The organism is Pseudotabrizicola alkalilacus (assembly GCF_003443995.1).
Classification (GTDB): domain Bacteria; phylum Pseudomonadota; class Alphaproteobacteria; order Rhodobacterales; family Rhodobacteraceae; genus Pseudotabrizicola; species Pseudotabrizicola alkalilacus.
Genome location: NZ_QWEY01000007.1, coordinates 148259 through 173779, shown reverse-complemented (window position 1 = coordinate 173779; position 25521 = coordinate 148259). Strand labels below are relative to the sequence as shown.

27 protein-coding genes and 1 tRNA gene are annotated in these 25521 nt (G+C 64.7%); 16 read left to right on the top strand and 12 right to left on the bottom strand.

All coding sequences use genetic code 11. From position 1 onward, the window contains the following. Window positions 1-27 precede the first annotated feature (27 nt). Genes D1012_RS22830 through D1012_RS13740 form a run of 4 tightly spaced genes read left to right on the top strand, consistent with a single transcriptional unit; the run spans window position 28 to window position 4418 of the window. Complete coding sequence (locus D1012_RS22830) at window positions 28-1290, top strand: ABC transporter substrate-binding protein (RefSeq protein WP_199489504.1); 1263 nt, start codon at window positions 28-30, stop codon at window positions 1288-1290. 3 nt (window positions 1291-1293) lie between these two features. Then, window positions 1294-2307 carry a carbohydrate ABC transporter permease gene (locus D1012_RS22825; RefSeq protein ID WP_199489503.1) on the top strand — a complete coding sequence of 338 codons (1014 nt, stop codon included), beginning with the start codon at window positions 1294-1296 and terminating at the stop codon, window positions 2305-2307. Further along, on the top strand, window positions 2304-3353 hold the full coding sequence (locus D1012_RS13745) for a carbohydrate ABC transporter permease (RefSeq protein ID WP_118153165.1): 1050 nt from the start codon (window positions 2304-2306) through the stop codon (window positions 3351-3353). Before D1012_RS22825 ends, D1012_RS13745 begins: the two co-directional genes overlap by 4 nt. A gap of 9 nt (window positions 3354-3362) precedes the next feature. Further along, complete coding sequence (locus tag D1012_RS13740) at window positions 3363-4418, top strand: ABC transporter ATP-binding protein (protein WP_118153163.1); 1056 nt, start codon at window positions 3363-3365, stop codon at window positions 4416-4418. Here D1012_RS13740 and D1012_RS13735 read toward each other — a convergent pair. Next, window positions 4415-5308, bottom strand: a complete 894-nt coding sequence (locus D1012_RS13735; RefSeq protein WP_118153161.1) for an alpha/beta hydrolase family protein — start codon at window positions 5306-5308, stop codon at window positions 4415-4417. The two genes, D1012_RS13740 and D1012_RS13735, sit on opposite strands and share 4 nt — an antisense overlap. Window positions 5309-5460: 152 nt before the next feature. Here D1012_RS13735 and D1012_RS13730 point away from each other — a divergent pair, with 152 nt between their 5' ends. Both D1012_RS13730 and D1012_RS13725 read left to right on the top strand, forming a co-directional pair. Next, entirely contained in the window at window positions 5461-5868 is a 408-nt protein-coding gene (locus D1012_RS13730; RefSeq protein ID WP_118153159.1) for a hypothetical protein, read from the top strand. Between the two features lie 146 nt (window positions 5869-6014). Next, on the top strand, window positions 6015-6485 hold the full coding sequence (locus tag D1012_RS13725) for a Dps family protein (RefSeq protein ID WP_118153157.1): 471 nt from the start codon (window positions 6015-6017) through the stop codon (window positions 6483-6485). Between the two features lies 1 nt (window position 6486). On the opposite strand, the gene D1012_RS13720 is transcribed toward D1012_RS13725, so the two are convergent. The 8 genes from D1012_RS13720 to D1012_RS13685 form a co-directional block, all read right to left on the bottom strand. Next, window positions 6487-6726: a DUF1289 domain-containing protein gene (locus tag D1012_RS13720; protein WP_118153155.1), complete on the bottom strand. Its 240-nt coding sequence runs from the start codon at window positions 6724-6726 to the stop codon at window positions 6487-6489. Between the two features lie 37 nt (window positions 6727-6763). Then, a complete protein-coding gene (gene hemP / locus D1012_RS13715) occupies window positions 6764-6937 on the bottom strand; it encodes a hemin uptake protein HemP (protein ID WP_118153153.1) in 174 nt (57 codons plus the stop codon). A gap of 112 nt (window positions 6938-7049) precedes the next feature. Next, window positions 7050-7970: an energy transducer TonB gene (locus D1012_RS13710; protein WP_118153151.1), complete on the bottom strand. Its 921-nt coding sequence runs from the start codon at window positions 7968-7970 to the stop codon at window positions 7050-7052. Continuing rightward, window positions 7967-8353: an ExbD/TolR family protein gene (locus tag D1012_RS13705; RefSeq protein ID WP_118153149.1), complete on the bottom strand. Its 387-nt coding sequence runs from the start codon at window positions 8351-8353 to the stop codon at window positions 7967-7969. Before D1012_RS13705 ends, D1012_RS13710 begins: the two co-directional genes overlap by 4 nt. Window position 8354: 1 nt before the next feature. Next, window positions 8355-8687 (bottom strand): biopolymer transporter ExbD, encoded by a 333-nt coding sequence (locus tag D1012_RS13700; protein WP_118153147.1) that lies wholly within the window; start codon window positions 8685-8687, stop codon window positions 8355-8357. 28 nt (window positions 8688-8715) lie between these two features. Continuing rightward, entirely contained in the window at window positions 8716-9387 is a 672-nt protein-coding gene (locus tag D1012_RS13695; protein ID WP_118153145.1) for a MotA/TolQ/ExbB proton channel family protein, read from the bottom strand. After that, window positions 9384-9791: a hypothetical protein gene (locus D1012_RS13690; protein WP_118153143.1), complete on the bottom strand. Its 408-nt coding sequence runs from the start codon at window positions 9789-9791 to the stop codon at window positions 9384-9386. Before D1012_RS13690 ends, D1012_RS13695 begins: the two co-directional genes overlap by 4 nt. Further along, window positions 9785-11899: a TonB-dependent receptor domain-containing protein gene (locus D1012_RS13685; protein WP_118153141.1), complete on the bottom strand. Its 2115-nt coding sequence runs from the start codon at window positions 11897-11899 to the stop codon at window positions 9785-9787. The genes D1012_RS13690 and D1012_RS13685 overlap by 7 nt, the downstream gene beginning before the upstream one ends. 193 nt (window positions 11900-12092) lie before the next feature. Between D1012_RS13685 and D1012_RS13680 the strand changes: the two genes are divergently transcribed. From D1012_RS13680 to D1012_RS13655, 6 genes are all read left to right on the top strand, one after another. Continuing rightward, window positions 12093-13133: a hemin-degrading factor gene (locus tag D1012_RS13680; protein ID WP_118153139.1), complete on the top strand. Its 1041-nt coding sequence runs from the start codon at window positions 12093-12095 to the stop codon at window positions 13131-13133. Next, complete coding sequence (locus tag D1012_RS13675) at window positions 13130-14023, top strand: heme/hemin ABC transporter substrate-binding protein (protein WP_118153138.1); 894 nt, start codon at window positions 13130-13132, stop codon at window positions 14021-14023. Before D1012_RS13680 ends, D1012_RS13675 begins: the two co-directional genes overlap by 4 nt. Beyond that, the gene (locus D1012_RS13670) at window positions 14023-15087 is read left to right on the top strand and encodes a FecCD family ABC transporter permease (RefSeq protein WP_118153136.1); all 1065 of its coding nucleotides are present in this window, start codon (window positions 14023-14025) and stop codon (window positions 15085-15087) included. The genes D1012_RS13675 and D1012_RS13670 overlap by 1 nt, the downstream gene beginning before the upstream one ends. After that, window positions 15088-15870 (top strand): heme ABC transporter ATP-binding protein, encoded by a 783-nt coding sequence (locus D1012_RS13665; protein WP_118153134.1) that lies wholly within the window; start codon window positions 15088-15090, stop codon window positions 15868-15870. Window positions 15871-16032: 162 nt separating this feature from the next. Continuing rightward, window positions 16033-16791, top strand: a complete 759-nt coding sequence (locus D1012_RS13660) for an SDR family NAD(P)-dependent oxidoreductase (RefSeq protein ID WP_233517122.1) — start codon at window positions 16033-16035, stop codon at window positions 16789-16791. 37 nt (window positions 16792-16828) lie between these two features. Beyond that, entirely contained in the window at window positions 16829-17590 is a 762-nt protein-coding gene (locus D1012_RS13655) for a CbiX/SirB N-terminal domain-containing protein (protein WP_118153131.1), read from the top strand. On the opposite strand, the gene D1012_RS13650 is transcribed toward D1012_RS13655, so the two are convergent. Further along, complete coding sequence (locus D1012_RS13650) at window positions 17576-20101, bottom strand: ATP-binding protein (RefSeq protein WP_158569351.1); 2526 nt, start codon at window positions 20099-20101, stop codon at window positions 17576-17578. The genes D1012_RS13655 and D1012_RS13650 overlap by 15 nt on opposite strands. Before the next feature lie 176 nt (window positions 20102-20277). On the opposite strand from D1012_RS13650, the gene D1012_RS13645 reads away from it, so the two are divergent. Together D1012_RS13645 and D1012_RS13640 are read left to right on the top strand one after the other, a co-directional pair. After that, window positions 20278-20883, top strand: coding sequence for a response regulator (locus D1012_RS13645; protein ID WP_354002041.1), 606 nt, complete (start codon window positions 20278-20280; stop codon window positions 20881-20883). Between the two features lie 109 nt (window positions 20884-20992). Further along, a tRNA-Gly gene (locus D1012_RS13640) sits at window positions 20993-21066 on the top strand. A 1-nt stretch (window position 21067) separates the two neighbouring features. Here D1012_RS13640 and D1012_RS13635 read toward each other — a convergent pair. Further along, window positions 21068-22141, bottom strand: coding sequence for a DUF475 domain-containing protein (locus D1012_RS13635; RefSeq protein ID WP_118153127.1), 1074 nt, complete (start codon window positions 22139-22141; stop codon window positions 21068-21070). Window positions 22142-22357: 216 nt separating this feature from the next. Then, window positions 22358-23959: a bifunctional metallophosphatase/5'-nucleotidase gene (locus D1012_RS13630; protein ID WP_118153372.1), complete on the bottom strand. Its 1602-nt coding sequence runs from the start codon at window positions 23957-23959 to the stop codon at window positions 22358-22360. 164 nt (window positions 23960-24123) lie between these two features. Between D1012_RS13630 and D1012_RS13625 the strand changes: the two genes are divergently transcribed. Continuing rightward, window positions 24124-24462, top strand: coding sequence for a DUF952 domain-containing protein (locus D1012_RS13625; protein WP_118153124.1), 339 nt, complete (start codon window positions 24124-24126; stop codon window positions 24460-24462). Next, on the top strand, window positions 24459-25517 hold the full coding sequence (locus tag D1012_RS13620) for a quinone-dependent dihydroorotate dehydrogenase (RefSeq protein WP_118153122.1): 1059 nt from the start codon (window positions 24459-24461) through the stop codon (window positions 25515-25517). Before D1012_RS13625 ends, D1012_RS13620 begins: the two co-directional genes overlap by 4 nt. Window positions 25518-25521 lie beyond the last annotated feature (4 nt).

Sequence of the window (25521 nt, the reverse complement as noted above, 5' to 3'; positions counted from 1 at the left end):
CGGGTCACAACAGAGGAGGAGACTGAAATGAAAAACACGATGATCGCACTGGCTCTTGGGGCCAGCCTGATGGGCACCACAGCATTGGCGGGTGATGTCCGCCTGATGTGGTATTCTGATGGGGTGGAGGGCGAGGTGATGAAAGACCTCGTTGCCCGGTTCAATGCCGAAAACCCCGGCATCAACGTCATTCTGGACGAAGTGGCCTATAAGGTGGTGCAGGAGCAGCTGCAGATTCAGCTGGAGGCAGGGTCGGGGCCGGATATCGCCCGCGTGACCAACATCAAGACGTTGGCGCCGCATTGGCTGGATCTGACCCCGCATCTGACGGACCCCGAATACTGGCGCACCAATTTTGGTGCTCACGCCGACTGGATGCGCGAAGATGGCAGCGAGGCCATCACCGGCTTCATGACCCAGCTGACGCTGACCGGCGGCTTTGCCAATGCGACGCTGTTTGAACAGGCGGGCGTGGCTCTGCCGGGTGAGGGCGCAACCTGGGATGACTGGGTGAACGCCGCCGATCAGGTCGCCAAGTCGCAGGGCACGGCGGCCGCCTTTGCCATCGACCGCTCGGGCCACCGGATTTCGGGGCCAGCTGTGTCTTATGGCGCGAATTACATCGCGGCAGACGGATCGCCCGCTGGTGTGGATGACGGCACCAAGGCCTTTGCCGAAAAGCTGGTGGGCTGGGTCGAAGGCGGGCAGATGCTGCGCGACACATGGGTTGCGGCATCAGGGTCTACCTATCGCGCGGCGGCGGATGATTTCATCAACGCGGCCATTCCGTTCTACTATTCGGGCAGCTGGCAGATCGCCAACCTGTCGACCAAGATCGGCGACGGGTTTGACTGGGTGGCAACCGGGTCGCCCTGCGGCACGGCGGGCTGTTCCGGTCTGGCCGGGGGTGCTGCGCTTGTGGCGGTCAAATACACCCAGAACGCCGAAGAAGTGGCGAAAGTCATGGAGTATTTCGCGCGTGAAGACATCGTCAAAGAGTTCTCGGAACGCACCCTGTTCCTGCCCGCGCATGCCGGGGTTGTCGCCAAAGGTGGCATGAACTGGCAGACCGAGGACAAGAATGTCGGTGCGGCGCTTGATGCCTATGTGGCCGCCGCGGGAGATACTCTACCCGCAGCTGACGCGCTGCCCGCGTGGAAATGGGCTTCGCCCTACTATGGCGCGCTGGTCAACCGGATCAGCCAGGTGATGGCAGGTGAGCTGACGCTGGAAGATGCCTATGCGCGCATCGATCAGGACATCACCGAAGCGGTCGCGGCGGCGCAGTAAGCCATGACCGGGGTAAAGGAAGTGTTGGGGGCCGTAGTGGCGGCCCCCCTGGGCTGGCTCGCCCGTCTGCTGGATACGCCCTTGCGGCTCTGGCAGCGGCTGGCGGGGCAGAATGGCATGGTGGCGTTTTTCCTGCTGCCGAACATGGCGATTTTCACCGTGTTTGTACTGCTGCCGCTGGTGATCAACATCGCCTATTCGATGACCACCGGCGCGGCCCTCTTCCTGCCTGAACGCACCTATGTTGGTGCGGCGCAGTTTGAACGGCTGCTGCGCTGCACCGATTACACCGACCTAATGACCTGTCAGGAAGATCAGTTCTGGATCGCCCTGCGCAACACCGGCACCTTTGTCGTGCTGCAGGTCACGCTGCTGATCGTGGCCGCGACCATCACCGCACTGATCCTGAACCGGGCGCTGCGCGCGCTGAGTTTCTGGCGGGCGGTGTTCTTTTTCCCGGTGCTGTTGTCGCCGGTGGTCGTGGGCCTGATCTGGCGCTGGATTCTCGATCGCAACGGCGTGCTGAATGCAGCGCTGGTCGGCATGGGGATGGACCCTGTGAACTGGCTTTTGGAGCGCAACTATGCCTTTTCCGCCGCGATTGGTGTGACAATCTGGGCGCATCTGGGCTTTTTTGCCCTGATCCTGCTGGCCGGATTGCAAGCCATTCCGCGTGATCTGTATGAAGCCGCCGAAATGGATGGCACCAAACCCGCGCGCGTGTTTTGGCGCATCACCTTGCCGCTGTTGATGCCGAATATGCTGGTCGTCATCGTGCTGGCGCTGATCCGGGCGGTGCAGGTGTTTGACGAGGCCTATGTGCTGACCGGCGGTGGTCCGGGTACGGCCACGCTGTTCCTGACCCAGTATATCTATGAGGTCGGCTTTGCCTCACTCCTGAAAAATCCGGGGCTTGCGGCGGCGGCGTCGATCCTGATGGGCGGGGTGCTGATTGTGCTGACCTTGCTGCAACTGGCGCTTGGCCGAAAGAACGAGCGGAAAGGAAAGCTGAAATGAGCCGCGTCATGGGCTTTCTGACCCGCCGCAAAGGCGGCACTGGCTGGGACTGGACCGATGTGTTCACCTTTGTCTGGCTGGGCTCTGCCGTGTTCATCATGTTTGGCCCCGCGCTCTGGCTGGTGATGTCGTCGTTCAAATCCCCGGCCCAACTGTCAGAGTTTCCGCCGACCCTGCTGCCGTATGAGGCGCAGGTTGTCACTGTCGAAGGCTATGACCGCCCGCTGCCGCTGTTTTCCGTGACCGATGAGGCGGGCACCCGCACGCTGGCCGAGGTGCGCCGCGTGGGCACCGTGGCGCAAATGGTGGACCCGGAAAATCCCACGGAAGTGCAGCGCATCAACATCGCCAACCGCACCCCGGTGCGCGAGGTGGGGTTTTCCTGGGGCAATTACCTAGACCCGTTCCTGCGGTTTGATTTCCTGACCTATACCAAGAACTCGATCTTCGTGACCGGGGTGGCGACGTTGATCACCCTTCTGACCAACTCCATGGCCGCGTTTGCGCTGTCGAAATACGAGTTCCGGGGTCGGGGGTTTGTGGTGGTGCTGATCATTGCCACACTGATGATCCCGCTGTCGGTCATTCTGGTGCCTTTGTATTCCATCGTGTCGGGGGTGGGGCTGATCAATTCGCTCTGGGGGGTGATCCTGCCCACGGTGGCGACGCCCACGGGTGTATTCCTGCTGCGGCAGTATATGCTGACGATCCCCGATGAGCTGCTGGAGGCAGCCAGGATGGATCATGCCAGCGAATGGCAGATCTATTGGCGGATCGTTCTGCCGCTGACCGCGCCTGCGCTGGCGGTTCTGGCAATCTTTTCCGTGGTCTGGCGCTGGAATGACTTCCTGTGGCCGCTGATCGTTTTGTCGCGGCAAGAGGTTTATACGCTGCAAGTCGGCCTGAACGCCTATGCCGGAGAGCTGAATGTGCAGTGGCACTATCTGCTGGCGATGACCGTCATCACCATGATCCCGGTCGTTCTGGTCTTTATCTTCCTGCAACGGTTCATCACGGCGGGCATCGCCGGAACCGGGTTGAAATAGAGGGTCCCCATGGGTCGCATACAGTTACACGACATCCGCAAAAGCTTTGGCGCCGTCGATGTGCTCAAGGGCATTGACCTGACGGTGGATGAGGGCGAGCTGGTGGTGTTCGTCGGCCCCTCGGGCTGCGGCAAGTCCACGCTCTTGCGCATGATCGCAGGGCTGGATCAGCCGACAGCGGGGCGGATCGAGATTGACGGCACGGATGTCACGCCGCGCTCGGCGGCGGACCGGGGGCTGGCGATGGTGTTCCAGTCCTATGCCTTGTACCCGCATATGACGGTGCGGGCGAATATGGCCTTTGGCTTGCAGAACACCCGGATGCCGAAGGCCGAAATCGACACCCGCATCGCTGAGGCCGCCCGCATGCTGGAGATCGAGCCGCTGCTGGAGCGCAGGCCGGGGCAGCTGTCCGGCGGGCAGCGGCAGCGGGTGGCGATTGGCCGGGCCATCGTGCGGCGGCCGACGGCGTTTCTGCTCGACGAGCCGCTGTCGAATCTGGACGCCGAATTGCGGGTCAGCATGCGGGCGGAGCTGTCGGCGCTGCATGACCGGCTTGGCGCCACGATGATCCACGTGACGCATGATCAGGTCGAGGCGATGACGATGGCCGACCGGATCGTGGTTCTGCGCGCGGGCAAGGTCGAACAGGTGGATACGCCGCTGAACCTGTTCAACCGCCCGGCCAATCTGTTCGTGGCCGGTTTCATCGGTGCGCCGGGCATGAACCTGTGGGCCGGCCAGGCCAAGGGCGGGTCGGTGCAGCTGGACAATGGGGCGATGCTGCCGCTGCCGGTGGGGCTGGCCGTGCCGGATGGCGCGGTGACGCTGGGCATCCGCCCGCAGCACCTGCGCCCACAGGCGGGCGGGCCCTTGCAGGCAAAGGTGCGGCTGATCGAGGCGCTGGGGCCGGAAAGTGTGGTGCATGCCGATATGGGGGCGGGCAACGGCTTGCTGGCCGTGCTGCCCGGCCAGCCCGATCTGGCGCGCGGCGCGGTGATCGAACTGGGCTATGATCCGCAGTCGGTGCATGTCTTTGGTGCGGACGGGCAGCGGCTGGGTTAAGCCAGCGCGCCTGTCATGAACTCCAGCATGGCGCGGTGCATCGCCTGCGTCTCGATATGGCCCGAGGCCGGTTCGCGGTGGATCACCAGCCGCCCCACGTGCTGCGCATAAGCGGCCTGCACCTCATGCAGCGCCGGATCGGCGGCGGCGGGCGGGGTCAGCGGGTCCAGATCGCCCAGACCGATGAACTGTGCGCGCGGCGCGATCATCCCGGCAATCTGCCCGTTCGAGGCCAGCGGCAACAACCCCGGAACGGTCAGATAAATCCCGTGCAGATCGTGCTGGCCAAGCGCGATCAGCTGGCGGAAATCGGCAAAGCAGCACGCATGCGCGACTGCCCGCAGGCGCGGGTCCAAAGCACCCAGCCAATAGGCCAGCGTCGCCCCCATCGACAGGCCGAACACGCCGATCCTTTCAGGGTCAACATCGGGCTGCGCGCACATCCAGTCCAGCGCCGCGATATTCTCGGCCAGCATCTGTCCGGCCAGCGAGCGGCCCTCCCACAGCAGCGCTTTGGACGCTGCGCTCTCGGTCTGGCCCGCCCGACTGCCGAAACACGGCATGTCAAGGCAGAGCGAGGCAATTCCGCATGCTGCAAGTGCGCGCCCAGTTGGCGCGAACAGGGCAGGGCGGCCGTGGATCACCTCGGCCGCGCCGATGTCATAGCGGTTGCCATGGGCATGCAGGATCAGAACCGCTGGCAGCGGGCCGCTGCACTGGCGCGGGCGGCACCAGAAGGCACGAATCTCTTCGCCGGCGCTGTTGAGCGCAAGCTGATGGGCAACGCAGGTCGCATCATCGACAACCGTAGCGCCGATGCTGCCCGTCACTGGCGGGACCGGCAGGGTGATGCCGAATGCTGTCAGAAGATCGCTGCGCGTCAGTGTCATCGGGCCCCCGGTGGTTCGGTCGGGCCAGACTGGCGGTTTGACGGGTGCGGGTCCAGAGGCAAGAGCGCGGCGGTGGCAGAGTCCAGCGTGCAGATGCATCTGGACCTTTGCCCCATACCCGACTATAACACTCAGGTTAATGGAGCAGTCCCATGCAGGCAATCGCGCATCCGCGCCCGTTTCTTCGCCCCTCCGCTGATATTCCGGCCCCCGTTGCGGCCTTGCGCCGGCTTGCGCCGCGCTGTCAGGCCGGGGCGCGGCTGGATCTGTTCCATGCCTGCGCCATGCTCTCGACCGATTCCGGGGTTGCTGCCCGCAGCTATGCCGAGGCGCTGTTGCGCGGGCTGGCGGTGGTTTTGGGCCGGGTGCCGGTGCTGCACCAGCCGGGAGCGGGCGAGTTGTCGTTTGATGAGGCGTGGATTGCCAGCCTGCTGACTGCCGCCCGCCGCGGGGATGAGGACAGCATGCGCTTTCTGCTGGCCTCGCGCCTGCCGCGCCATGCCCGGCGTCAGATCGGCTGGCTGGCGGCGCAACTGGCGCAGCGGCAAGACCAGATGTGACTGACTGATTTTGTCGGATTTAGAATTATTCTAAAATGGGGTTGTCGGTGCCCGCTGTTGCCCCTATCTTGTGGATTGCGGGTAGCCAGCCGACGTGCAAGCCAGTCCCGCCCCAGAATTCCACAGGTATTTTCAGGAGGTCAGGCATGGCGCAAGCTTCAGCCCAAATCAGCCCATCCGCACGCGAAGCCGTGTGCGAAGCGCTCAATCAAGGCGTCGCCGAAACCGTCGTCGCCACGATGCTGGCACAAAACTTTCACTGGAACGTGACCGGCATGGGCTTTGGCCCGCTGCACACGCTGTTTCAGACCATGTACGAAGATCACTTCGTTGCGCAGGACGATCTGGCCGAGCGTATCAAAGCGCTGGACGGTCATGCCGAAGGCCAACTCTCGGCCATGCTGAAACGCTCGAAAATTGCCGAGCATGATGGCCACGTCAAGGCCGAAGCCATGGTCGCAGCGCTTTTGGCGGCGCAGGAAACCCTTGCCGCAACGATGGTGGGGCTGTCTGCCGTGGCCGAAGACCATGGTGATCTGCTGACGCAGGATCTGGCCATTGGCCGGGCCCGCACGCATGAGAAATTCGCCTGGATGCTGCGCGCCCATCTGCGCTGATCTATAGCGGGCTTTTCACATCGCGCTTGGCGCACCGCTGTTCATACGCGGGGGCCCAGTGGCGATATTTGCCCATATCGTTTTGCTGATGCACCAGCAGGTCAATAAAGGCCTGCTGGTGTTTTGGTTTTTTCAGCTTTTTGAACAGGTCTTTCTGCGCCTTTGTCATCGAGCAGCCGATGCAATGGCCTTCGCGTCTGAATTTGCAGACGCTGATGCAGGGGGAGGGGAGTTTGGTCATAACATCCTTGCAGGGCGGTTTCGCTCTTTGGCTGGGGTCATTTGGTCAGGATCAGCTTTCCCGCGCGGGTGATGCGCAGCACATAGACCTGCCCGTCCAGCGCAATATGGGCGACCGGCCCGCCGTTTGTCAGCCCCAGCGCGTCATGAACCGGCGCGCTTGCGATCTCCGGCACTGGGGCCGGGGTGTTGGGGGGAGGGGTGTCTTGCATCACGGAAAAGGCCTGCGCAGATGTGGGTGCCGGGACGGAACGTTTGTTCAAGGATTGGTGACTGTTTTTATCGGATAAGTCAATTCCGAGTTTTTTACTCGGTATGCCCGGTTCAGCGCCGCCCGACAAATTCAAAACGGAAATCGGTCTCCGCCCCGGCTGGCGGTGGCGGAAACGGCGCGGCGCGGCGGATGTGGTCCAGCGCCACCCGCTCCAGCGACGGATCGCCAGTAGAACGCGCTACCCTTGCCGATGCCAAAGCACCTGATGGCGCGACGCGAAAGGCTACCACGACGGTTCCCCGCGCCGCATGGGCCGGTTTCCGGGTCCGCTCGATCTTGCGCAGGACAAGGCCGGGGTAGTTGGACCGCGCGGCATTGCCCGCCTGCCGGTTGCCTTGGGCGGTGCCAGTCGCAGCCGCCGTGGCGGGGGCGTTTTCCTGCCCGGATTGCGCGCCCTTGCGGGCGTTGCGGTCGGCATTGCCTGTCGGGCTGGCGGTACGCTTTTCAGCAACACGCTTTTCCGGCCTTTCGGCGCGCGCACGGGGGCGTGGTGAGGTTTCGGGCGCGGCACCCTCCGCCTCGACTGCTGTGGCGAGTTGAGTCGGCGAAACCGGCTGCGCGGTAGATGTCGGCGCGGCGGGGGACAGGGACGCCACGACTGGCGGCGCAGGTTCGGGGGCGAGCGCGGGGGTCGGATCCGCAGGCGGTGCAGCGGTCAGATCGGCTGCATCAGAGACCGGCAACGACAAGGAGGGGGCAGGGCTGTCGGCCATCGCGGGGGCCACAGGCGCTGCCTGCGCCGTCACGGGTTGGGCTGAGTGCGGCGGGGCCGCGGCGGCCCCGGTCGCCTCGACCGGCTGCGCGCCTTGGGCGAGATCCTCAAACGCCTCGCCCAGCAGGGCGATTGTTGCGGTGCCCCCGCCCTCGATCGAAAGCGCGTCGTGCTGTGGCGCAATGGCGATTGCACCGGCGGCATGCAGCGCGCCCGACAATGCCAGCGCGGCGACAAAGGGGAGGCGCGCGTGTTTCATGGCGCTGACCTTTCGGTGACAAGGCGTATTTCTGCCCCCCCGGCAGCGCGCAGGGCATTGGCGATACGCAGCAGATCCTGCGCGGGCAAGTCGCGGGCGGACACCAGACGCAGCACCTCTGCGCCCTCGGCCAGACGGGCGGCGGCAAAAGCTTCGGGTGAGATCGGCTCACTGCGCCACAGGGTCGTGCCATCGACGCGTACCGTCAGAGCATCATCCGGCGCGCGGGTGGCGACGGATGCAGCCTCGATCAGCCGAATGTCGCGATCCACCGGGGCGGCGACCTGACCGGCGACCAGAAAGAACACAAGCATCAGGAACACCACATTGATCAGGGTGATCGTGGGTTCGGTCTTGCGGCGGGGCGGGGGGGCAAGGCGCATCTTATCCTCCAATCACGCGCAGGGTGATGCCGGGCAGGTCGCGGAGCGCGTTCAGCACATCGACCAGCCGTTGCGCGGTGACGCCTTCGCCCGGTGCCACCACGACCAGCACCGGCGCGCGGGCGGTCAAGGCGGCGGGCAGGGCGGGCAGATCCAGCGCATCGGTGTCGAGGGTCAGGCTATCGGGCAGCAGGCGCAAAAAGGCGGGCGCGTCCGGGCTGGCCGCGACCCCGCCCGATGCGGTGACCAGCGGCAGATCGCCAAAACGGGTAAAGGTCGAAGACAGCATGAAAAACAACAGCAGCAGAAAGATCACGTCGATGAGCGAGGTCATCGACGGCGCCCGCCGCCGTCTGGGTTGGTTAAGCCGGGACATGAACGCGGCCGGGTTGCGCAGCGGGTTCGGCCAATGCGGTCATGCCGGGGCAAAGTGCCGCCTCGATCACAGTTCCGGCCATGCGCCGCTCTGCCGCCATCCGCGATTCCAGCCAGGACAGCACAGCGCTGACCGGCATCGCCACCGCCAGACCGGCAGCGGTCGTCATCAACGCCACCCAGATGCCGCCCGCCAGAACCGATGGGTCAACCGCTTGCCCGGCGCCCTGCATCGCCTGAAATGCGTCGATCATGCCCAGAACCGTGCCGAACAGACCCAGCAGCGGCGCGATCTGCGCGATGGTGTCGAGCAGGCGAAACCCGGATTCCAGCCGCGCCAGCCGGTCTTCGGCCAGCGTGTACAGCCGGTCACGGGCGGCGACCGTATCGGCCCGCATCGCCTCGGAGAGCAGCGGGGCCAGATGGCTGGGGGCCGCTTCGCACAGGGCGCGGGCGCGGGTGGTCTGGCCCGCGTCCTGTGCTGCGATGGCGGACTCCAGCCCGGCATGGCGGCCAACCCCGGCGGCGCGGAATTGCCAGAGCTTCCACAGCACAACCGCGCCCGCCAGCACCGACAGCGCCAGGATCAGCGCCACCACCGGCCCGCCCAACTCGATCAACCCGCGCAAGGCATCGCGGGCTTCGAACAGATGAATCATCCTGCCACCTCTACACCATCGACCGTGCTGGCAGGTTTGAGGGCGGCGGCGCAGGTCGCCGGATCGGCCCCGTCGCAGGCCGAGACCCCGTTCAGCAACACCTGTCCCAGATCATCGCAGGCCAGCCCGGCGACATCGAATTGCCGCACCCGTTGCCGCCCCTCGGGCAGGGCGGCGAAGTCGAACAGTGTAAACTGCGCGACCTTTCCCGCCCTGGTGAACAGCACCGCCTCGATCACCAGCCGCTCGATTGAAGCGCCAAAACCGTTGGAGGCCACAAAGGTCAGGCGACAGGCCTCGGGCTGCGATTCCAGTGTGTTGAGGTCGATCTGCAAGTCCTGCGCCTGTGCGGCGCCCGCGGCGATGGCACATGCCATCGCCGCAAACGTCAGTCGTTTTACCATGTCAGCGCCTTTGCGACACTCAGCTTGACCGTCCGGCCACGGCCGTTGTCCGAAGACAGGTTGTTGCGGAATTCGCGGTCAAAAACGTTTTCGACGGCGAGTTGCACGTCAAACCCGTCCAGCGCGCCCGATTTCGGTTTCCATGCCACAAACAGATCATGCGTGCCGTATCCGGCATAGTGGGTTTGGGTGATTGCCCCGGTGGCGGTGCTGCGGCTCGCGGTGGTGATGCCATCGGCAAAGTTGCCGCGCCAGCCATATTCCACCCCCCGGTCGGGAATGCGCCCGCCCAGTGTCAGCGCCAGTGACTCGGCCGGCGTGGTGGCGATGGTATAGCCAAAGTCGCGGTCCTTGCCCATGACATAGGAATAGGCCAGCCGCCCAAAGAACCGTTCCGTCTCATACCCGGCTTCGACTTCTGCGCCTTCAAACTGCGCACGGGCGATGTTCTGATGGAACACGCGCGACTGTGCCGGGGTGGTGGTGATCAGGTTGTCGATGGTGTTGCGGAACACCGTGGCCTTGAGTTGCAGGCTGTCGTCTGCTGACAGCAGACCTTGCCGCGACCAGGCAAAGCCCAGTTCAAAGTTGGTGGCTTTTTCCTTTTCCAGCGACAGCGCCGGGGCCTTGGTCGTGGACCACGAATACAGCTCATCGAGTGTCGGCAAGCGTTCGGTGCGGGCGACCGAGCCAAAGACCGAAAAGCCGTCGGTGATCTTGTAAAGCGCGGCAAAGGTCAGCGCACTTGCCTCGTCCTTGACCTGATCAGCGCGGGGGACATTGGCGCCGGGGGTGCGGGTGGCAAAGTCGATCCGCGCGCCGGGGATCAGCGTCAGACGTTCGCCAATGACCAGTTCCGATTGCGCATAGACCCCGATCTTGCGGTCGGTGCCTTCGGGGTGGAAGCCGAGCGGGCCCGCGCTGTCGGCGATGCGCTTCTGGTTGGTGGCCTGCACCCCGACGGTCAGGAAGTTTTCCCAGCCCGCGCCCTGCATCGTTGCGGTGTTTTCGACCTTCAGCATCGCGGTGCGATAGGCGTAATCGACATCGCAGAACACGTTCAGGTTTGACGGCGATGGCAGACAGAGTTGCGGGACACCGGCGGAACTGCGCGCGTTGCGTTGGGTCACACTGGTATCGGACCATGCCAGCTGCACCTTTGGGTTCAGCCAGGCCAGATCGGTGGTCGCCTGCCATTCGGCGCTGATCGTGGTGTCAGACACATCGCGCTGCACGATGCCAAAGCTTTCCGCGATCACATTGCCGCCGCCGGTCTGGGCCAGCGAGGCGTTGTCATTGTCACTTTCAAACCGCTGGAGCGACAGGCGCAGGGTTTGCGTCTCACCCAGACGGAACGTGCCTTTGATCAGTGCCGCCGGGGAGGAGGATTCGGTGCCGCTCAGAACGGTTCCGGCCCCATCCTTGTACTCGTCAGAGGTGCGGTAGCCGAGCGCTGCCAGAAACTCCGCCCCCTCAGCCGGGCGCATCGCCAGAATGGCGGAGGCCATCTTGCCGTTGCCATTGCTGTCATAGCCGAACTTGAGCCGGACCGCGCCGGTCTTGCCCTCGGGGATGAAGTCTGCGGCATCCTTGGTTTCGAAATTCACCGTGCCGCCCGTAGCGCCCGAGCCGTACAGCACCGCCGACCCCGGCCCGCGCAGCACCTCGACCCGGCGATAGAGTTCGGGGTCGGTGAAGAACGACCCAAGCCGGTATTGCTCGTAGAATTTCGGCACCCCATCGACGTTGACGATGATACGCGCCTCGCTGGCGGTCTGTTCGGTGGTGCCGATGCCGCGGATGTTGAACGCGGTGCCAAGCGGGCGGTCAGAGCCTGCGGTCTGCACCCCCGGCACGTTGCGGAACATCTGGCCGATGGTGGCGGGCTGCTCGCGGTCGATGTCGTCCTGTTCGACGGCGGTGACGGCCTGTGGCGTGTCGATCGCCACTTTCTGCTGACCCGCCCCCAGAATCAGACGGCCCAGAAATGTGCCCCCGCCCGCCGTATCCTGTGCGGCAGCCGGAGCGGCGATGGCGATGATGGCGGCGGTTGTCATCAGGCGGGCAAGGCCCGCAATGCGCGGTTGCCCCGGATGGTTCGGTTGCATGGTGTCCCCTTGGTCGCGACGGTTTGTGGTCGGCTGGCGGAACGCTGGCACCCTGCGGGATCGGCTCTTGACCCCGTTGAACCCGGCTTCTAGATTGCCCAAGCAAATTCGTCAAGTATTGCGCCGCGCCATCCAGCCGAGGGCCAGACCCCCGCCAGACATGCGACTGCCTCCCGTGTCAAAGGATGACCCTATGCTGCTTTCCCCCGATGTGATCGCCCGGATCACCCATGCCCGCACCGAACACCCCAAGCTGCGCGAACGCGATCTTGCCGCCGCCATCGGCCTGTCAGAGGCGCAATTGGTCGCAGCCGAAGCGGGCGCAAGCGCCACGCGCATCGTGGCCGATCCGGCCCGTCTGATGCCGCATGTCTGCCAGTTGGGCGACGTGATGGCGCTGACCCGCAATGAAAGTGCGGTGCATGAGCGGCGCGGGGTCTACTCCGGTTTCCATTCAGGCGCCCATGCCTCGATGGTGCTGGGCGACGAGATTGATCTGCGGATTTTCCCGCGTCACTGGGTGCATGGCTTTGCGATCACGCGCGAGACGGAGCAGGGGGTCAAGCGCAGCATTCAGGTGTTTGATGCCGCAGGCGACGCGGTGCACAAGGTGCATCTGGGCGCAGACTCCGACATCGCCGCCTTTGACGCTGCGGTGGCCGATCTGGGGCTGCCTGCCGATGCGCCGTTCGAGATCATCGCGCGCGCCACGCCGGAGCCTGCGCGCATTGACGCAGACCGGATTGACGCGCTGCGCAGCGAATGGGCGCAGATGACCGACACGCATCAGTTTCTGGCCCTCGTGCGCCGGCTGAAGATGAACCGACTGGGCGCAAACCGGGCCGTCGGTCCGCAATTTGCCCGTCAGCTGCCGGTGGAGGCGGTGTCGTGGGCGCTGGAGCGCTCGGCGGCGGACGCGCTGAAGATCATGATCTTTGTCGGCAACGAGGGCTGTATCCAGATCCACTCCGGGCTGGTCCACCGGATCGCACCGATGGGGCCGTGGCAAAACGTGCTTGATCCCCGCTTCAACCTGCATCTGCGCGCCGATCATATTGCCGAGGTCTGGCTGGTCTCCAAACCAACCAAACGCGGCCCCGCCGTGTCGGTCGAGGCTTTTGATGCCGAGGGGCGGCTGATCCTGCAGATGTTCGGCAAGCGCGCCGAGGCAGACACCGATACCCGCGGCTGGGACCGGATGACCGAAAGTCTGGCAGCAGAGGTGCTGGCATGAAACGCGCGCAGGTTCTGTCGGTCAGCGGGCTTTATGCGGGGCTGACCACGCTGATCCTGTTGCTGGCGCTGGCCACAGTGGCCCGCGCCGAAGACGGCCCGCGCCGGGTAGTGGCGGCAGGCGGATCGGCGGCGGAAATCGTGTTTGCTCTGGGGCAGGGCGACCGCCTCATCGCCCGCGATTCGACATCAAGCTTTCCCGCAGCGGTGCTCGATCTGCCCGACGTGGGCTATGTCCGCCGCCTGTCGCCGGAAAACCTGATCGCGCTCGACCCCGATCTTATTCTGGCCGAACACGATGCCGGCCCACCGGAAACCATCGAGATCCTGACCCATGCCGGGGTGCCGCTGGTGACGCTGCCGGAAGCGCTGACCCCGGCGGATGTGCTGGCCAAGATTGCGGTGACGGCAGAGGCGCTTGGGGTGCCAGAAGCCGGAGAGAAGCTGGCGGCGCAGACGCAGGCGGAGCTGGACCTTGCGGCAGAGGCGGCGGCGTCGATGCCCGCGCGGCCCCGGGTTCTGTTCGTGCTGTCCTTGCAAGGCGGGCGGATTCTGGCAGCGGGATCAAACACATCGGCAGGGGCGATGATCGCGCTTGGCGGCGGTGTCAACGCGGTTGACGGGTTCGAGGGCTATAAGCCGCTGACAGATGAGGCGGCGATTGCCGCCGCGCCCGATGTGATTCTGGCGATGGACCGGGGCGGCGATCTGGCGCTGGCGTCGGAGGAACTGCTGGCGCATCCGGCGCTGGCGCTGACCCCTGCGGCGCAGGGCGGGCATGTGGTGCGGATGGACGGGCTGTTTCTGCTCGGCTTTGGCCCGCGCACCGGGGCGGCAGCGCTGGAGCTGAACGCCGCTTTGCGCGCCGCGCTGGCGACGGAGCATGGCTGATGGTCGCGCTCGATGACCCAAGGCTGGCCGGTGACCGCGACGCGCAGGCCCGCCTGACCATGCTGGCGCTCTCGGGCGCGCTGGTGCTGACGGCATTGCTCAGCCTGTCGCATGGGGCGTCGGGCGTGTCGCTGGGATCGCTGGTGCAGGCGCTGACCTCCGGCGAGGCGATGCCTGCCCGCGACCGGCTGATCCTGTGGGAGATCCGGCTGCCGCGCATGCTGACCGGCGTGGTGGTCGGGGCCTCGCTCGCGGTGGCGGGCGCGGTGATGCAGGGCCTGTTCCGCAACCCGCTGGCCGACCCCGGCCTTGTCGGCGTCGGCGCAGGCGCGGGGCTTGGGGCGGTGCTGGCGATCGTGCTGGGCGGGCTGGCCCCGCTGTGGCTGACGCAGGCTGTCGGCTATCATCTGGTGTCGGTGGCGGCTTTCCTCGGTGGCTGGGCCTCGACCCTGATCCTGTACCGGGTGGCCACGCGATCCGGGCGCACATCGGTGGCGACCATGCTGCTGGCGGGCATTGCGCTGGGGGCTCTGGCGGGCGCGGTGACGGGGGTGCTGGTCTACATCGCCGATGACCGGCAGCTGCGCGATCTGACCTTCTGGGGTCTGGGCTCTTTGGGCGGGGCCAGCTGGCCCAAGCTGATGGCGGCGGGTCCGGTGATGCTGCTGGCGCTGGTGGCGGCGCCGTTTCTGGCGCGCGGGCTGAACGGGCTGGCTTTGGGTGAGGCGGCAGCGCATCACATCGGCTTGCCGGTGCAGCGGGTCAAGGCGGTGGCGATCCTGACCGTGGCGGCGGCCACCGGGGCCGGGGTGGCGATTGCAGGTGGCATCGGGTTTATCGGCATCGTCGTGCCACACCTGTTGCGGCTGGCAACCGGGCCGGACCACCGGTTTTTGCTGATCAATGCCGGGCTGGCCGGGGCCACGCTTTTGCTGCTGGCCGATCTGATCGCGCGCAGCATCATCGCACCGGCAGAACTGCCCATCGGAATCGTCACCGCCACGCTGGGCGCGCCGGTGTTTCTGTGGATTTTGTTGCGCCGTCGCGGGCTGGTGGATTTGTAGATGCTGATTGCACAGGATATTCGGGTAAGCCTTGGCAAGACGGCGGTTCTGCACGGCATCACCGCCGAAGCCCGCCCCGGCGAAGTGACCGTCATCGTCGGCCCTAACGGGTCGGGCAAGACCACGCTGTTGCGCGCACTGACAGGCGACGTGGCCTATGGCGGGCAGGTCAGCCTGAACGGGCAGGATTGCGCCCGCCTGCGCCCGTGGGAGCTGGCGGCGATGCGGGGCGTGCTGCCGCAAGCCTCGGCGTTGGCGTTTCCGTTTACGGTGGCCGAAGTGGTGAGGCTTGGCCTGACCGCTGCCGCCCATGGCGCGCGCACCGATCTGGTGCCGCGCGCGCTCGTCGCCGTCGACATGGGGGGCTTCGCGGCGCGGCTTTATCAAGAGCTGTCGGGTGGCCAGCAGGCGCGGGTGCAGCTGGCCCGCGTGCTGGTGCAGGTCTGGGAGCCGGTGGTGGCGGGCGTGCCCCGCTGGCTGTTTCTGGATGAGCCCGTGGCCAGCCTTGATATTGCGCATCAGTTGGATGTGGTGCGCCTGATGCGCGACTTTGCCGCGCGCGGCGGCGGCGTGATCACGGTTCTGCACGATCTGAACCTGACCGCGATGGCGGCGGACCGGGTCTGGCTGATGGATCAGGGGCAGCTGACCGGGCAGGGGCCGGTGCATGAGGTGCTGACCGACACCGCGCTGGAGCGCGCCTATGGCTGCCCGCTGCGTGTCGGCCGCTTGCCACCCTCCGGTGGCTGGTTCTCACTACCGCAAGCCGCAGGGGCTGCGTAGCCGTAAGGGGAAATGGTGGCGGAAAGCTCTGCCGCGCCCCTTGGGTAAGATCACGCTTGAAGCAGACCTGTTCTGCGGCCCTCGCTTTGCCACCCGGATTGCGCCCTTGCCCGAAGCGGCGTCACGCGGCACTAAGGGCGGTGTACAGCGGGGAGGATTGTCATGTTTGCCATGGTTACAGCCGGGCCATCGGCCATCGGGCGGGCTCTGGTCACGGCTTTGGCCGGGGCAGGATATGATGTGGGGTTCACTCATCTGGGGGCCGGTGAGTCTGCGGCGGATCTGGTGGCGCGCGTCGAAGCGCTGGGCCGTCGGGCGCACGCCTGGGAGGCGGACGCCGGGGACGAGGCGGCGGTGCAGCGTTTTCATGCCGAAGCGGCGGATTGGGCGGGGGACGCGCCCGATGTGCTGGTGAACAATGCGGGCATCCAGACTTGGGCCGGGCTGCTGGATCTGGAGGCCGGGCAATGGGATGCGGTGATGCGCACCAACCTGCGCGGCACCTTTCTCAACACGCAGGCGGCGGGCCGCGCCATGGTGTCGGCGGGCAAGGGTGGCAGCATTGTCAACCTTGGCTCGGGCTGCAACAAACTCGCCTTTCCCCGGCTGGTGGATTACACCGCCAGCAAGGGCGGGATCGAGCAGTTCACCAAATCGGCGGCGGTCGAGCTGGGGCCGCATGGCATCCGGGTCAATTGCATCGCCCCCGGCGCAATCGCGACCGAGCGCACGGCGGCAGAGTCGGGGGATTATGCCGCCACCTGGTCAAAGGTCACACCGCTGCGTCGTGTCGGCACGCCCGAAGACATTGCCGGGCCACTGGTGTTCCTGTGCTCAGAGGCGGCCAGCTTTATCACGGGCCAGACGATCTGGGTCGATGGCGGAGTGTTTTCGCAGGCGGTCTGGCCCTATGATCAGTAGCGCTTGCCGCGCGCGCCCGCGCTGCTAGATCAGGGTGATGACACAGACCGCATTGATCGTGGCCCATGGCCAACCCTCTGATCCCGGACCGGCCGAGGCGGCGCTTGCCAGCCTTGCGGCGGCGGTGGCGCTGCATCTGCCGGGGTGGCGGGTGCAGTCCGCAACTCTGGCCGCTGACGGTTCGCTGGCGCGCGCCGTAGAACAGGCGGGGATGACGGGTGGGCTGGTCTATCCGATGTTCATGGCCGATGGCTGGTTCACCCGCCAGCATCTGCCCGAGCGGCTGGTCAAGGCCTGCCGCGACGCGTTGTTCGCGGGCGGTCCCTGCGATCATGCGGCGTGTGGCGGCGCTGCGGGCTGTGCGCGGTGGCACATTCTGCCCCCCTTTGGGCTGGATGGTGCGGTGCAGGATCTGGCGCTGACGGTCCTGCACGAGGCCGGGGTGCCACCGGGGGGAGAGGTCTTGCTGGCGGCGCATGGCTCGGGCCGCAGTCCGGCCCCGTCAGCAGTGGCCAATGCTGTGGCGGCCCGGCTGCGACACGGCCTGCTGCTGGCGCGCTGCGAGGCGGCGTTCATTGACCAGACGCCCCGGCTGGCCGAGGTCAGCGGCTTTGGCCCCGAGGCCGTTTGCCTGCCGTTTTTTGCGGCAGAGGGCGAGCATGTGACCGATGACCTGCCAGAGGCGCTGTCCGAGGCCGGGTTTGCCGGGCGCGTTCTGCCACCGCTGGGACGCGATGTGCGGGTGCCGGGCCTGATTGCGGCGGCCCTGCGCGCGGCAGCATCTTCACGAGTTCAGTAGCGCACCATACTGTGCCAAGGCCTCTCTTGTGTCTTCCCACAGGGCTGGCAACCGGGCGATAAGCCGCGTTGCCTCTGCCATCTGATCGCGGCGGATCGCCAGTTCCAGCGCCGACAGCGCCTCGCAGAACGCAACCGCGCCAAAGGTGCTGCTGCTGCCCGCCAGTCGGTGCGCCGCACGGGCCATGTCTTCGTTCGGGACTGGGTGCGCCGTGATCTGGGCCAGCATGGCGTCACCTTCGGCCAGCATCCGGGTCATCAGGCTGAGCATGACCGGATGACCCACCGTTTCCGCAAGTTCGTGCAGGGAGGCGGTCTTTAACAGCATCGGCTGCGCGGTGAGGCCAGAGCCGTTGGGCAAAGCCGGGCTGGTTTGCAGATGGGCCAGCAAGGTTTCGCGGCTGACGGGTTTGGTCAGACAGGCATCCATCCCGGCCAGCCGGAACCGCTCTTGTTCTTCGGGCAGAGCGTGGGCGGTCAGTGCAATGATGCGCGCCGCGCGCGAGGCACCGCCTGCGCGGATGCGGCGGCTGGCCTCGATCCCGTCAAGGCGGGGCATCGCGATGTCGGTGATGATCACGTCAAAGCGGGTCTTGGCGGCCATCGCCACGCCTTCGAGCCCGTCGGAGGCTTCGGTTACCCGGTGATTGCAGCTGATCAGGGTCCGGCGCAGCAAGAAGCGGTTGATGTCATTGTCTTCGATGATCAGCACATCCAGAACCGGCTTGTCGGGTTGCGGCGGGATGGTGGCCTTGATCGGAGCGAGAATGGGAACGGTCAAAGCGCTGTCAGTTGGCGGCAGGGGCAGGCGCAGCCAGAACAGGCTGCCTTCGCCCGGTTCACTTTCCACACCGATGCTCCCACCCATCGCCTGCACAAGCCGACGGGCGATTCCCAGACCCAGACCCGTGCCGCCGGTCTCGCGTCCGTAAGAGGAATCGACGGTGGCGAAATCCTCGAACACCCGCGTCAGTTCGGACTTTGGAATGCCGATGCCGGTGTCTATCACGCGCAGCTCGACCATCGGCGCGGTGGTGCTGCCTGATTTGCGTGGCAGTCGCTCGGTCTCGACGGTGATTGCGCCGTTGCGGGTAAATTTGACCGCATTGCCGATCAGGTTCAGCAAGATCTGCTGCACCCGGCCCGGATCGCCGCTGACCTGCCCCAGTGGGCCAGTCAGCATCACATGCCGGATCGTGGTGCCGTTGGTGCGTGCAATCCCTGCCTGAGTGGCGATGCAATCCTCGATCAGCCGGTCCAGATCAAACGATGTCTCTGCCAGCCGGATCTGCCCGGCCTCGGCGCTGGACAGATCCAGCACCGATTCGACATGGCTCAGCAGGATACCGCCCGAAATTTCCATCACCCGCAGCAGTTCGCGCTGGTTGTCATCAAGATCGGTGTCGTGCATCTGCTCCATCGAGCCGATCAGACCGTTCAGTGGCGTGCGCATCTCGTGGCTCATGACCGCCAGAAACTTGGCCTTGGCCTTTTCCCCGGCGCGGGCACGGGTCAGCGCCTGTTCCAGCGCCAGCTGATCGGCCTGCCGCCGCGAAATATCCCGCAAAAAGCCGACGATCAGCGCCCCCGGTTTCAGGTCGCGCACTGCCATCGAAACCTCCAGCGGAAACGCTTGCCCGCTGGCACGGTGGCCAGTCAGCTCAAACCGCTGCGGCCCGGCCTGCACCGTACGGGAGACGATGCCGCGCAGACGGGATTCATAGGCGGCCTGATCGTCGACAGAGAACAGCAGCGGCACAATCTGTCGGCCCATCGCCTGTTTGCGGGTAAAGCCGAACATGGTTTCGGCGGCCGGGTTGAACTCTACCACCCAACCGCCGCGGTTGGTCACCACGATGGCATCGGGTGAGGTGGCGATGATCAGCTGAAGCCGCTCGCCCACGGTCTGGTTTTCCTTGGCCTGCCGTTGGGTCATCCGGTACAGGCGCATGGCCATTGCCGCCAGCATGACCAGCAACAGGATCGTGGCGGCAGTCGTCACCGCCAGTTGCGTCAGCGTATCCGATACGCGGGCGCGGGTCCGGTCGGTGCCCGCGGAAAATGCCTGCAACGAGCGCAGCGACAGATCGCGGGCCGTCCGCTGCACCTCTTCGCTTTCGGATGCCATCTGCTGCAACGCCGTCGCCAGCACCGCATCAGACGAATCAATTGTGCTGACCCAGCGGTCGATGAAGGCCTGCATCGCTTTGAGAGCGGACAGGTTTTCGGGTTGCAGGATAAAGGCCCCGTACAGCGGGCTTTGCTCCAACATGCGCAACCGGCTGTACAAAACGTTGAACCAGCGCCGCACATCTTCCAGACCGGTTTGACTGGCCTGCGCCTTGACCAGCGTGGTCTGCAGACGCAGCACCTCGACCTCGGTCTGCATCATGACCCATTGACCATTGTCGCTGTCGGCCCGGTCCAGTTCTGACATCCGGTCGCGGACATCCAGTGCCAGCGTTCCGATCATCGCCAGCAGGGTCAGCACAAGCCCGACAACAGCCAGCATTCGAATCGACCCTGCGAGGGGCTTGCGGGGTCTGATCGGGAAAAACGTCATGCTAAGCCTTGCATCTGCTGGCCATATTCAGGCTAGATCAGATTGAGGTTCACTTCTATGCCGAAGTGACTTTCGTTCACACTGCAACTGTCCGGCATCGGACAAAGGATGGCTTGACTGTGCGGATGTTGCTCGCAGACGACCATGATCTGTTTCGCGAGTCGGTGGCTGCGATGCTGACCGCAGATGGCGGGGTCGTGGTTGTTTCGGTCGCGCAGCTAGAGGCTGCGCTGGACAGTCTGGCATATCAGACGTTTGATCTGATTTTGCTGGACTATCAGATGCCTGGCATGAACGGGATGGAGGGATTAAGGCGCGTCCGCCAAGCTGCGCCACATGTGCCGGTTGCGGTGATGTCGGGCACCACTCTGCGGGAACTGGCCGAAGAGGCACTGGCAAACGGCGCGGCCGGGTTCGTGCCAAAGACGCTTGGCGTCAAGGCCCTGATCGCGGCGGTCAAGCGTATGGCTGCGGGTGAAACCTTTGCACCTCTGTCTATGCTGGACAATCCGCCGCCGCTGCAAGCTCCGCTGGAAGATCTGACCCGGCGCGAGCGCGAGGTGCTTGAAGGGATCTGTGACGGCAAATCCAACAAGGAAATCGCCCGCGATCTGGAGGTGCAGGAGGTGACGGTCAAACTGCATGTCAAGACGCTGGCCCGCAAGCTGGGGGCCAGAAACCGCACCCATGCCGCAATGATCGCCCGCAATGCCGGCCTGAACCGGCCGTGACAACTGCCGATCGCCGTTGCCTTCAAGGGATGGGCGGCGGAAATCTGTTCCGCCGCCCCCACAGGCCCGGTTGACCCTGCCCGAATGATCCTCTATTTCCAGCCTGAGCGCGGGCGTTGTGTAATGGTAAGACCTTAGCCTTCCAAGCTAAAGACGCGGGTTCGATTCCCGCCGCCCGCTCCAGTCATTTCGCCTGATGTGCCTTGTTCCAGCGGATCGACGACCACAACGCAATCCCGATCAGTGCAGCACCGCCCAGACCCGTGATCACCTCGGGAATATGGGCCAGCGTTTGCACATACATGATCACCGACAGCACCAGAATGGCGTAGAACGCGCCGTGTTCCAGATAGCGGTATTGCGCCAGCGTGCCGCGTTCGACCAGCATGATGGTCATCGAGCGCACATACATCGCGCCAATCCCCAGCCCGATGGCAATGACGAACAGGTTGGACGACAGGGCAAAGGCCCCGATCACGCCGTCAAAACTGAAACTGGCATCCAGCACCTCCAGATACAGGAACGCGCCCAGACCGCCTTTGGCAGCGCCTTCCAGCACTTGCTGGCTGCGGTCCAGAACGCCGCCCAGCACCTCGACCAGCAGGAATGTCAGCAATCCCCAGATTGCGGCGTGAAAGAAGGTGGTGGCATAGGCCGCGCCCTTCTGCGACTCGATCACTTCGGAAAACGCCAGCATCACCACCAGCACAAAGGCGATCTCGATCCCCTTGACCGAAGAATAGGCGGTGACCTTTTCTTCCAGCCAGCGCACCCAATGCACCTCTTTCTCGTGGTCGAAAAAGAACGACAGCGCCACCATCATCAGGAACGTGCCACCAAAGGCCGCAATCGGCAGATGCGCCTCGTGCATGATGCGGCTGTATTCTTCCGGCTGGCTGGCGGCCATCACCAGCGCCGACCATGGCCCCACATTGGCGGCAATCACCACGATCAGCAGTGGAAACACGATCCGCATGCCGAACACCGCGATCAGGATGCCCCAGGTCAGAAACCGCTGTTGCCAGACCGGGGTCATATCCTTGAGTTTGTTGGCGTTGACGATGGCATTGTCAAACGACAGCGAGATTTCCAGCACAGCCAGAACGCTGACGATAAAGAACACCTTCATTGCGCCGCCAAATGTGTGTTCGGTCGCAAAGCCAAGCCAGAGGCCAAGGACAAGGCCGATTGCCGTGACGACAAAGGCCCACGTGAAATAGGACAGCGACGAGCGCTGCAATGCAGGGTTGGAAGACATGAGAAATGTACCGCGCGGCATGTGGCGGTTCAGGTGCCGACATCACAGGATTGCCGCAGAGTCCTGCCAGAGGGGCCCGGTCACCCGTAGGCGGTTCTATGCGCCTTTTCAGGTGATCTTGCAAGTTCTGCCTTCAGGGGGCGCAGACGTGCCGGACAGGTTGGCAACGAAAAAGGGGCCACTGTCGCCAGTGGCCCCGATCAGCCCCGCAAGGCCTTATTTGCGGGTGATACGTCCGTCCAGATAGGGCGTGTAGCCTTCGGCCTTGGCCAGATACTCCGCCAGAACATCTGCCAGATCGGGGCCGAAGTCATAGGCATTCGCCGCATCAACAAACATCCGGTAGCCGTCGCCGCCGCCGCGCACATAGTTGTTCGACACCAGATTGTACTCTGCCGCCGGGTCAATCGGGGCCCAGGCATCGCCGCCGACCAGAACCATCACATCCGACACCCGGCTGCCAGCAGGCTGCGCGGGATCAAAGGTGTATTGCAGGCCCGATACCTGCGCAAAGCGACCGGCGCCATCCTCCAGCCTGCTGACCCCGTTTTCCAGAGCGGCCACAATATCGGCCCCGGTGACGGTAAAGGTGGACAGCGTGTTCTGGAACGGCAGCACACTCAGCGCCTCGCCCATGGTCACAGGCCCCGCGTCAATCGACGTGCGCAAACCGCCGCCATTGGTGATGGCGATGGTCACGCCCTGATCCTTCACCCGGTCGAGCATGGCATCCGTCACCAGATTGCCCATCTGGCATTCGCCCTGACGGCAGGTTTCACGGCTGCCATCAATGGCTTCGGTCGTCTCGCCGATCACCTTTGCTTTCAGTTCTTCGATCGGCCCCGCCAGTTCGGCCACCCGTGCCTCGATCGCCGGGTCAGGGGTGACGCTGGCATCCAGCAGGATCGTATCGCCGCCTGCATGCAACAGCGTGCCGTCATCAGAAAACGTCAGCTCCAGATGGCCAAGGTATTTGGAATATGCATAGGCCTGTACCACCGGCACCATTGCCCCCGACTCCTGACTGACCCAGGTGGGATAGGGCCCGGCCCGGTCGGGATCGGTCGCCGACAGATAGGTGTGGCTGTGCCCGCCCACCACGGCGTCGATGCCCGGCACTTCTGCCGCAATCTGCTGATCAAGGTTATAGCCGACATGGGTGACGGCGATGATCTTGGTGACGCCCTCGGCCTCCAGCGTGGCCACATCGGCTTTCAGGCTGTCGATTTCATCCTGAAAAATCACCGTGTTGCCGGGGCTGGAGGTCTCAGAGGTATCGGTCGCCAGCGCCGAAATGATGCCGATCTTTTCGCCACCCACGTCAAGCACAACATGATTCTGCACCCGGCCTGCCAGCACATTGGACTGGCTGACATCCAGATTGCCGGAAATCACCGGGAACGTCACCTTGTCGAGAAACTCCGCCAGCCCCTGCGGGCCGTCATCAAATTCGTGATTGCCCAGAGCCATCGCGTCTGGGGCCAGTTGTTCCAGAAACTCGGCCTCGACCGCACCTTTGTAGGTGGTATACATCAGGCTGCCCTGAAACTGATCCCCCGCATCGACAAAGATCACATTCTGACCGTCGGCGATCAGGCTGTCGCGCAGCTCGGTCACCTTGGTTGCAAGCCGGGCGATGCCGCCAAAACACTTGCTTTCCGCCGCCTCTTCGGCCGAGCAGGTCGAGTCAAAGCCATTGATCGCCTCGATCCGGCTGTGGAAGTCATTGATATGCAGGACATGCAGGGTGTAATCGGCCTGTGCGGCCCCTGCCGACAGGGCCATGGCTGCCACAGACCCCAGCAAACGGTTTTTCATCAAAATGCTCCCTTGATGGTTGATGGGGCAAGCGTGACTCGCGTCAGCCACGGAGTCAAACCCGCGCTTTGCCCAGATGCCGGGCTGACCTTGCGTCACCTGTGCGAAAGCCTGATGACGGTACGGACCATTGACCAACGCCTGCGCAATGTGCATGGAAAGCCATGCTGATTTACAAGATCTTCCGCCGCCCCGAATGGGATGCCTTCCGCGCCGCCGGCGAAACTGCCGGGGCCCCGGTGGATCTGGCCGACGGCTTCATTCATTTCTCGACCGCCGCCCAGATCGCCGAAACCGCCGAGCGTCATTTCGGCACCGAAAGCGACCTTGTGCTGGTGGCGTTCCGTTCGGATGCCTTGGGCTCAGAGCTGAAATGGGAGCCTTCGCGCGGGGGCGCGTTGTTCCCGCATCTTTACCGCCCGCTGCGCATGGCCGATGTGGTCTGGGATAAATCCCTGCCGCTGGGGGCCACCGGCCATATTTTTCCCGAGGGTGTCTGGTGAACCTGATCGAACGCGCGGGCCTTGCCGCCCTGCACCGCATTGACCCCGAGGCAGCACACGGCCTGTCGCTCCGGGCGCTGAACGCCGGTTTGGTGCCGCTGCCGGGTCTGGTGACCTCGCCCCGCCTGGACTGCACGCTGGCGGGGATGGCGCTTGCCAATCCGGTTGGCCTTGCCGCCGGGTTTGACAAGAACGCGACCGCGCTGGCGGCACTGTCCCGCTCTGGTTTCGGCTTTCTGGAGGTGGGGGCGGCCACGCCCTTGCCGCAACCGGGAAACCCCAAGCCGCGCCTGTTCCGGCTGACCGAAGATCGCGCCGCCATCAACCGCTTTGGCTTCAACAATGACGGCATGCAGGCTATCGCCGCCCGTCTGCAGAGCCGCCCGCGCTCCCTGCCCATCGGTCTCAATCTGGGGGCCAACAAGACCTCGGCCGACCGTGCCGCTGATTTCGCGCAGGTGCTGGCGACCTGTGGCCCGCATGTCGATTTCGCCACCGTCAATGTCAGCTCGCCCAACACCGAAAAGCTGCGCGATCTGCAAGGACCTGCCGCGCTGTCCGCCCTGCTGGCGCGGGTGATGGAGGTGCGCGCCGGACTTGCCATCCCGATCCCCGTGTTCCTGAAGATCGCGCCCGACCTGAGCCCCGACGAGATTGCCGAAATCGGGGGGATTGCTCTGGCGGCGGGACTGTCCGGCATTATCGCAACAAACACCACGCTCTCGCGAGAAGGTTTGAAAAGTGCAGCCCGCGACGAGATGGGCGGTCTTTCTGGTGCCCCATTGTTCGAAAAGTCTACCCGTGTGCTGGCGCAGCTGTCGCTGGCCACCGCTGGTCGCCTGCCGCTGATCGGCGTGGGCGGCATCTCAAACGCCGATCAGGCCTATGCCAAGATCCGCGCCGGGGCCTCGGCGGTGCAGCTGTATACTGCGATGGTCTATCAGGGCATCGGCATCGCCGTCCGCATCGCCCATGGCCTTGAGGCGCTGCTGGCCCGTGACGGCTTTGCCTCGGTTCACGACGCTATAGGGACCGGCCGCGCAGACTGGCTCTGACCCC

Coding starts and splice junctions, on each gene's coding strand:
- D1012_RS13630 (WP_118153372.1), bottom strand. CDS start 23,959: ATGAAAAACCGTTTGCTGGGGTCTGTGGCAGCCATGGCCCTGTCGGCA.
- D1012_RS13655 (WP_118153131.1), top strand. CDS start 16,829: ATGACACAGACCGCATTGATCGTGGCCCATGGCCAACCCTCTGATCCC.
- D1012_RS13680 (WP_118153139.1), top strand. CDS start 12,093: ATGCTGCTTTCCCCCGATGTGATCGCCCGGATCACCCATGCCCGCACC.
- D1012_RS13690 (WP_118153143.1), bottom strand. CDS start 9,791: ATGGTAAAACGACTGACGTTTGCGGCGATGGCATGTGCCATCGCCGCG.
- D1012_RS13645 (WP_354002041.1), top strand. CDS start 20,278: ATGTTGCTCGCAGACGACCATGATCTGTTTCGCGAGTCGGTGGCTGCG.
- D1012_RS13725 (WP_118153157.1), top strand. CDS start 6,015: ATGGCGCAAGCTTCAGCCCAAATCAGCCCATCCGCACGCGAAGCCGTG.
- D1012_RS13625 (WP_118153124.1), top strand. CDS start 24,124: ATGCTGATTTACAAGATCTTCCGCCGCCCCGAATGGGATGCCTTCCGC.
- D1012_RS13710 (WP_118153151.1), bottom strand. CDS start 7,970: ATGAAACACGCGCGCCTCCCCTTTGTCGCCGCGCTGGCATTGTCGGGC.
- D1012_RS13735 (WP_118153161.1), bottom strand. CDS start 5,308: ATGACACTGACGCGCAGCGATCTTCTGACAGCATTCGGCATCACCCTG.
- D1012_RS13720 (WP_118153155.1), bottom strand. CDS start 6,726: ATGACCAAACTCCCCTCCCCCTGCATCAGCGTCTGCAAATTCAGACGC.
- D1012_RS13650 (WP_158569351.1), bottom strand. CDS start 20,101: ATGCTGGCTGTTGTCGGGCTTGTGCTGACCCTGCTGGCGATGATCGGA.
- D1012_RS13665 (WP_118153134.1), top strand. CDS start 15,088: ATGCTGATTGCACAGGATATTCGGGTAAGCCTTGGCAAGACGGCGGTT.
- D1012_RS22825 (WP_199489503.1), top strand. CDS start 1,294: ATGACCGGGGTAAAGGAAGTGTTGGGGGCCGTAGTGGCGGCCCCCCTG.
- D1012_RS13670 (WP_118153136.1), top strand. CDS start 14,023: ATGGTCGCGCTCGATGACCCAAGGCTGGCCGGTGACCGCGACGCGCAG.
- D1012_RS13685 (WP_118153141.1), bottom strand. CDS start 11,899: ATGCAACCGAACCATCCGGGGCAACCGCGCATTGCGGGCCTTGCCCGC.
- D1012_RS13705 (WP_118153149.1), bottom strand. CDS start 8,353: ATGCGCCTTGCCCCCCCGCCCCGCCGCAAGACCGAACCCACGATCACC.
- hemP (WP_118153153.1), bottom strand. CDS start 6,937: ATGCAAGACACCCCTCCCCCCAACACCCCGGCCCCAGTGCCGGAGATC.
- D1012_RS13695 (WP_118153145.1), bottom strand. CDS start 9,387: ATGATTCATCTGTTCGAAGCCCGCGATGCCTTGCGCGGGTTGATCGAG.
- D1012_RS22830 (WP_199489504.1), top strand. CDS start 28: ATGAAAAACACGATGATCGCACTGGCTCTTGGGGCCAGCCTGATGGGC.
- D1012_RS13675 (WP_118153138.1), top strand. CDS start 13,130: ATGAAACGCGCGCAGGTTCTGTCGGTCAGCGGGCTTTATGCGGGGCTG.
- D1012_RS13700 (WP_118153147.1), bottom strand. CDS start 8,687: ATGACCTCGCTCATCGACGTGATCTTTCTGCTGCTGTTGTTTTTCATG.
- D1012_RS13635 (WP_118153127.1), bottom strand. CDS start 22,141: ATGTCTTCCAACCCTGCATTGCAGCGCTCGTCGCTGTCCTATTTCACG.
- D1012_RS13740 (WP_118153163.1), top strand. CDS start 3,363: ATGGGTCGCATACAGTTACACGACATCCGCAAAAGCTTTGGCGCCGTC.
- D1012_RS13745 (WP_118153165.1), top strand. CDS start 2,304: ATGAGCCGCGTCATGGGCTTTCTGACCCGCCGCAAAGGCGGCACTGGC.
- D1012_RS13660 (WP_233517122.1), top strand. CDS start 16,033: ATGTTTGCCATGGTTACAGCCGGGCCATCGGCCATCGGGCGGGCTCTG.
- D1012_RS13730 (WP_118153159.1), top strand. CDS start 5,461: ATGCAGGCAATCGCGCATCCGCGCCCGTTTCTTCGCCCCTCCGCTGAT.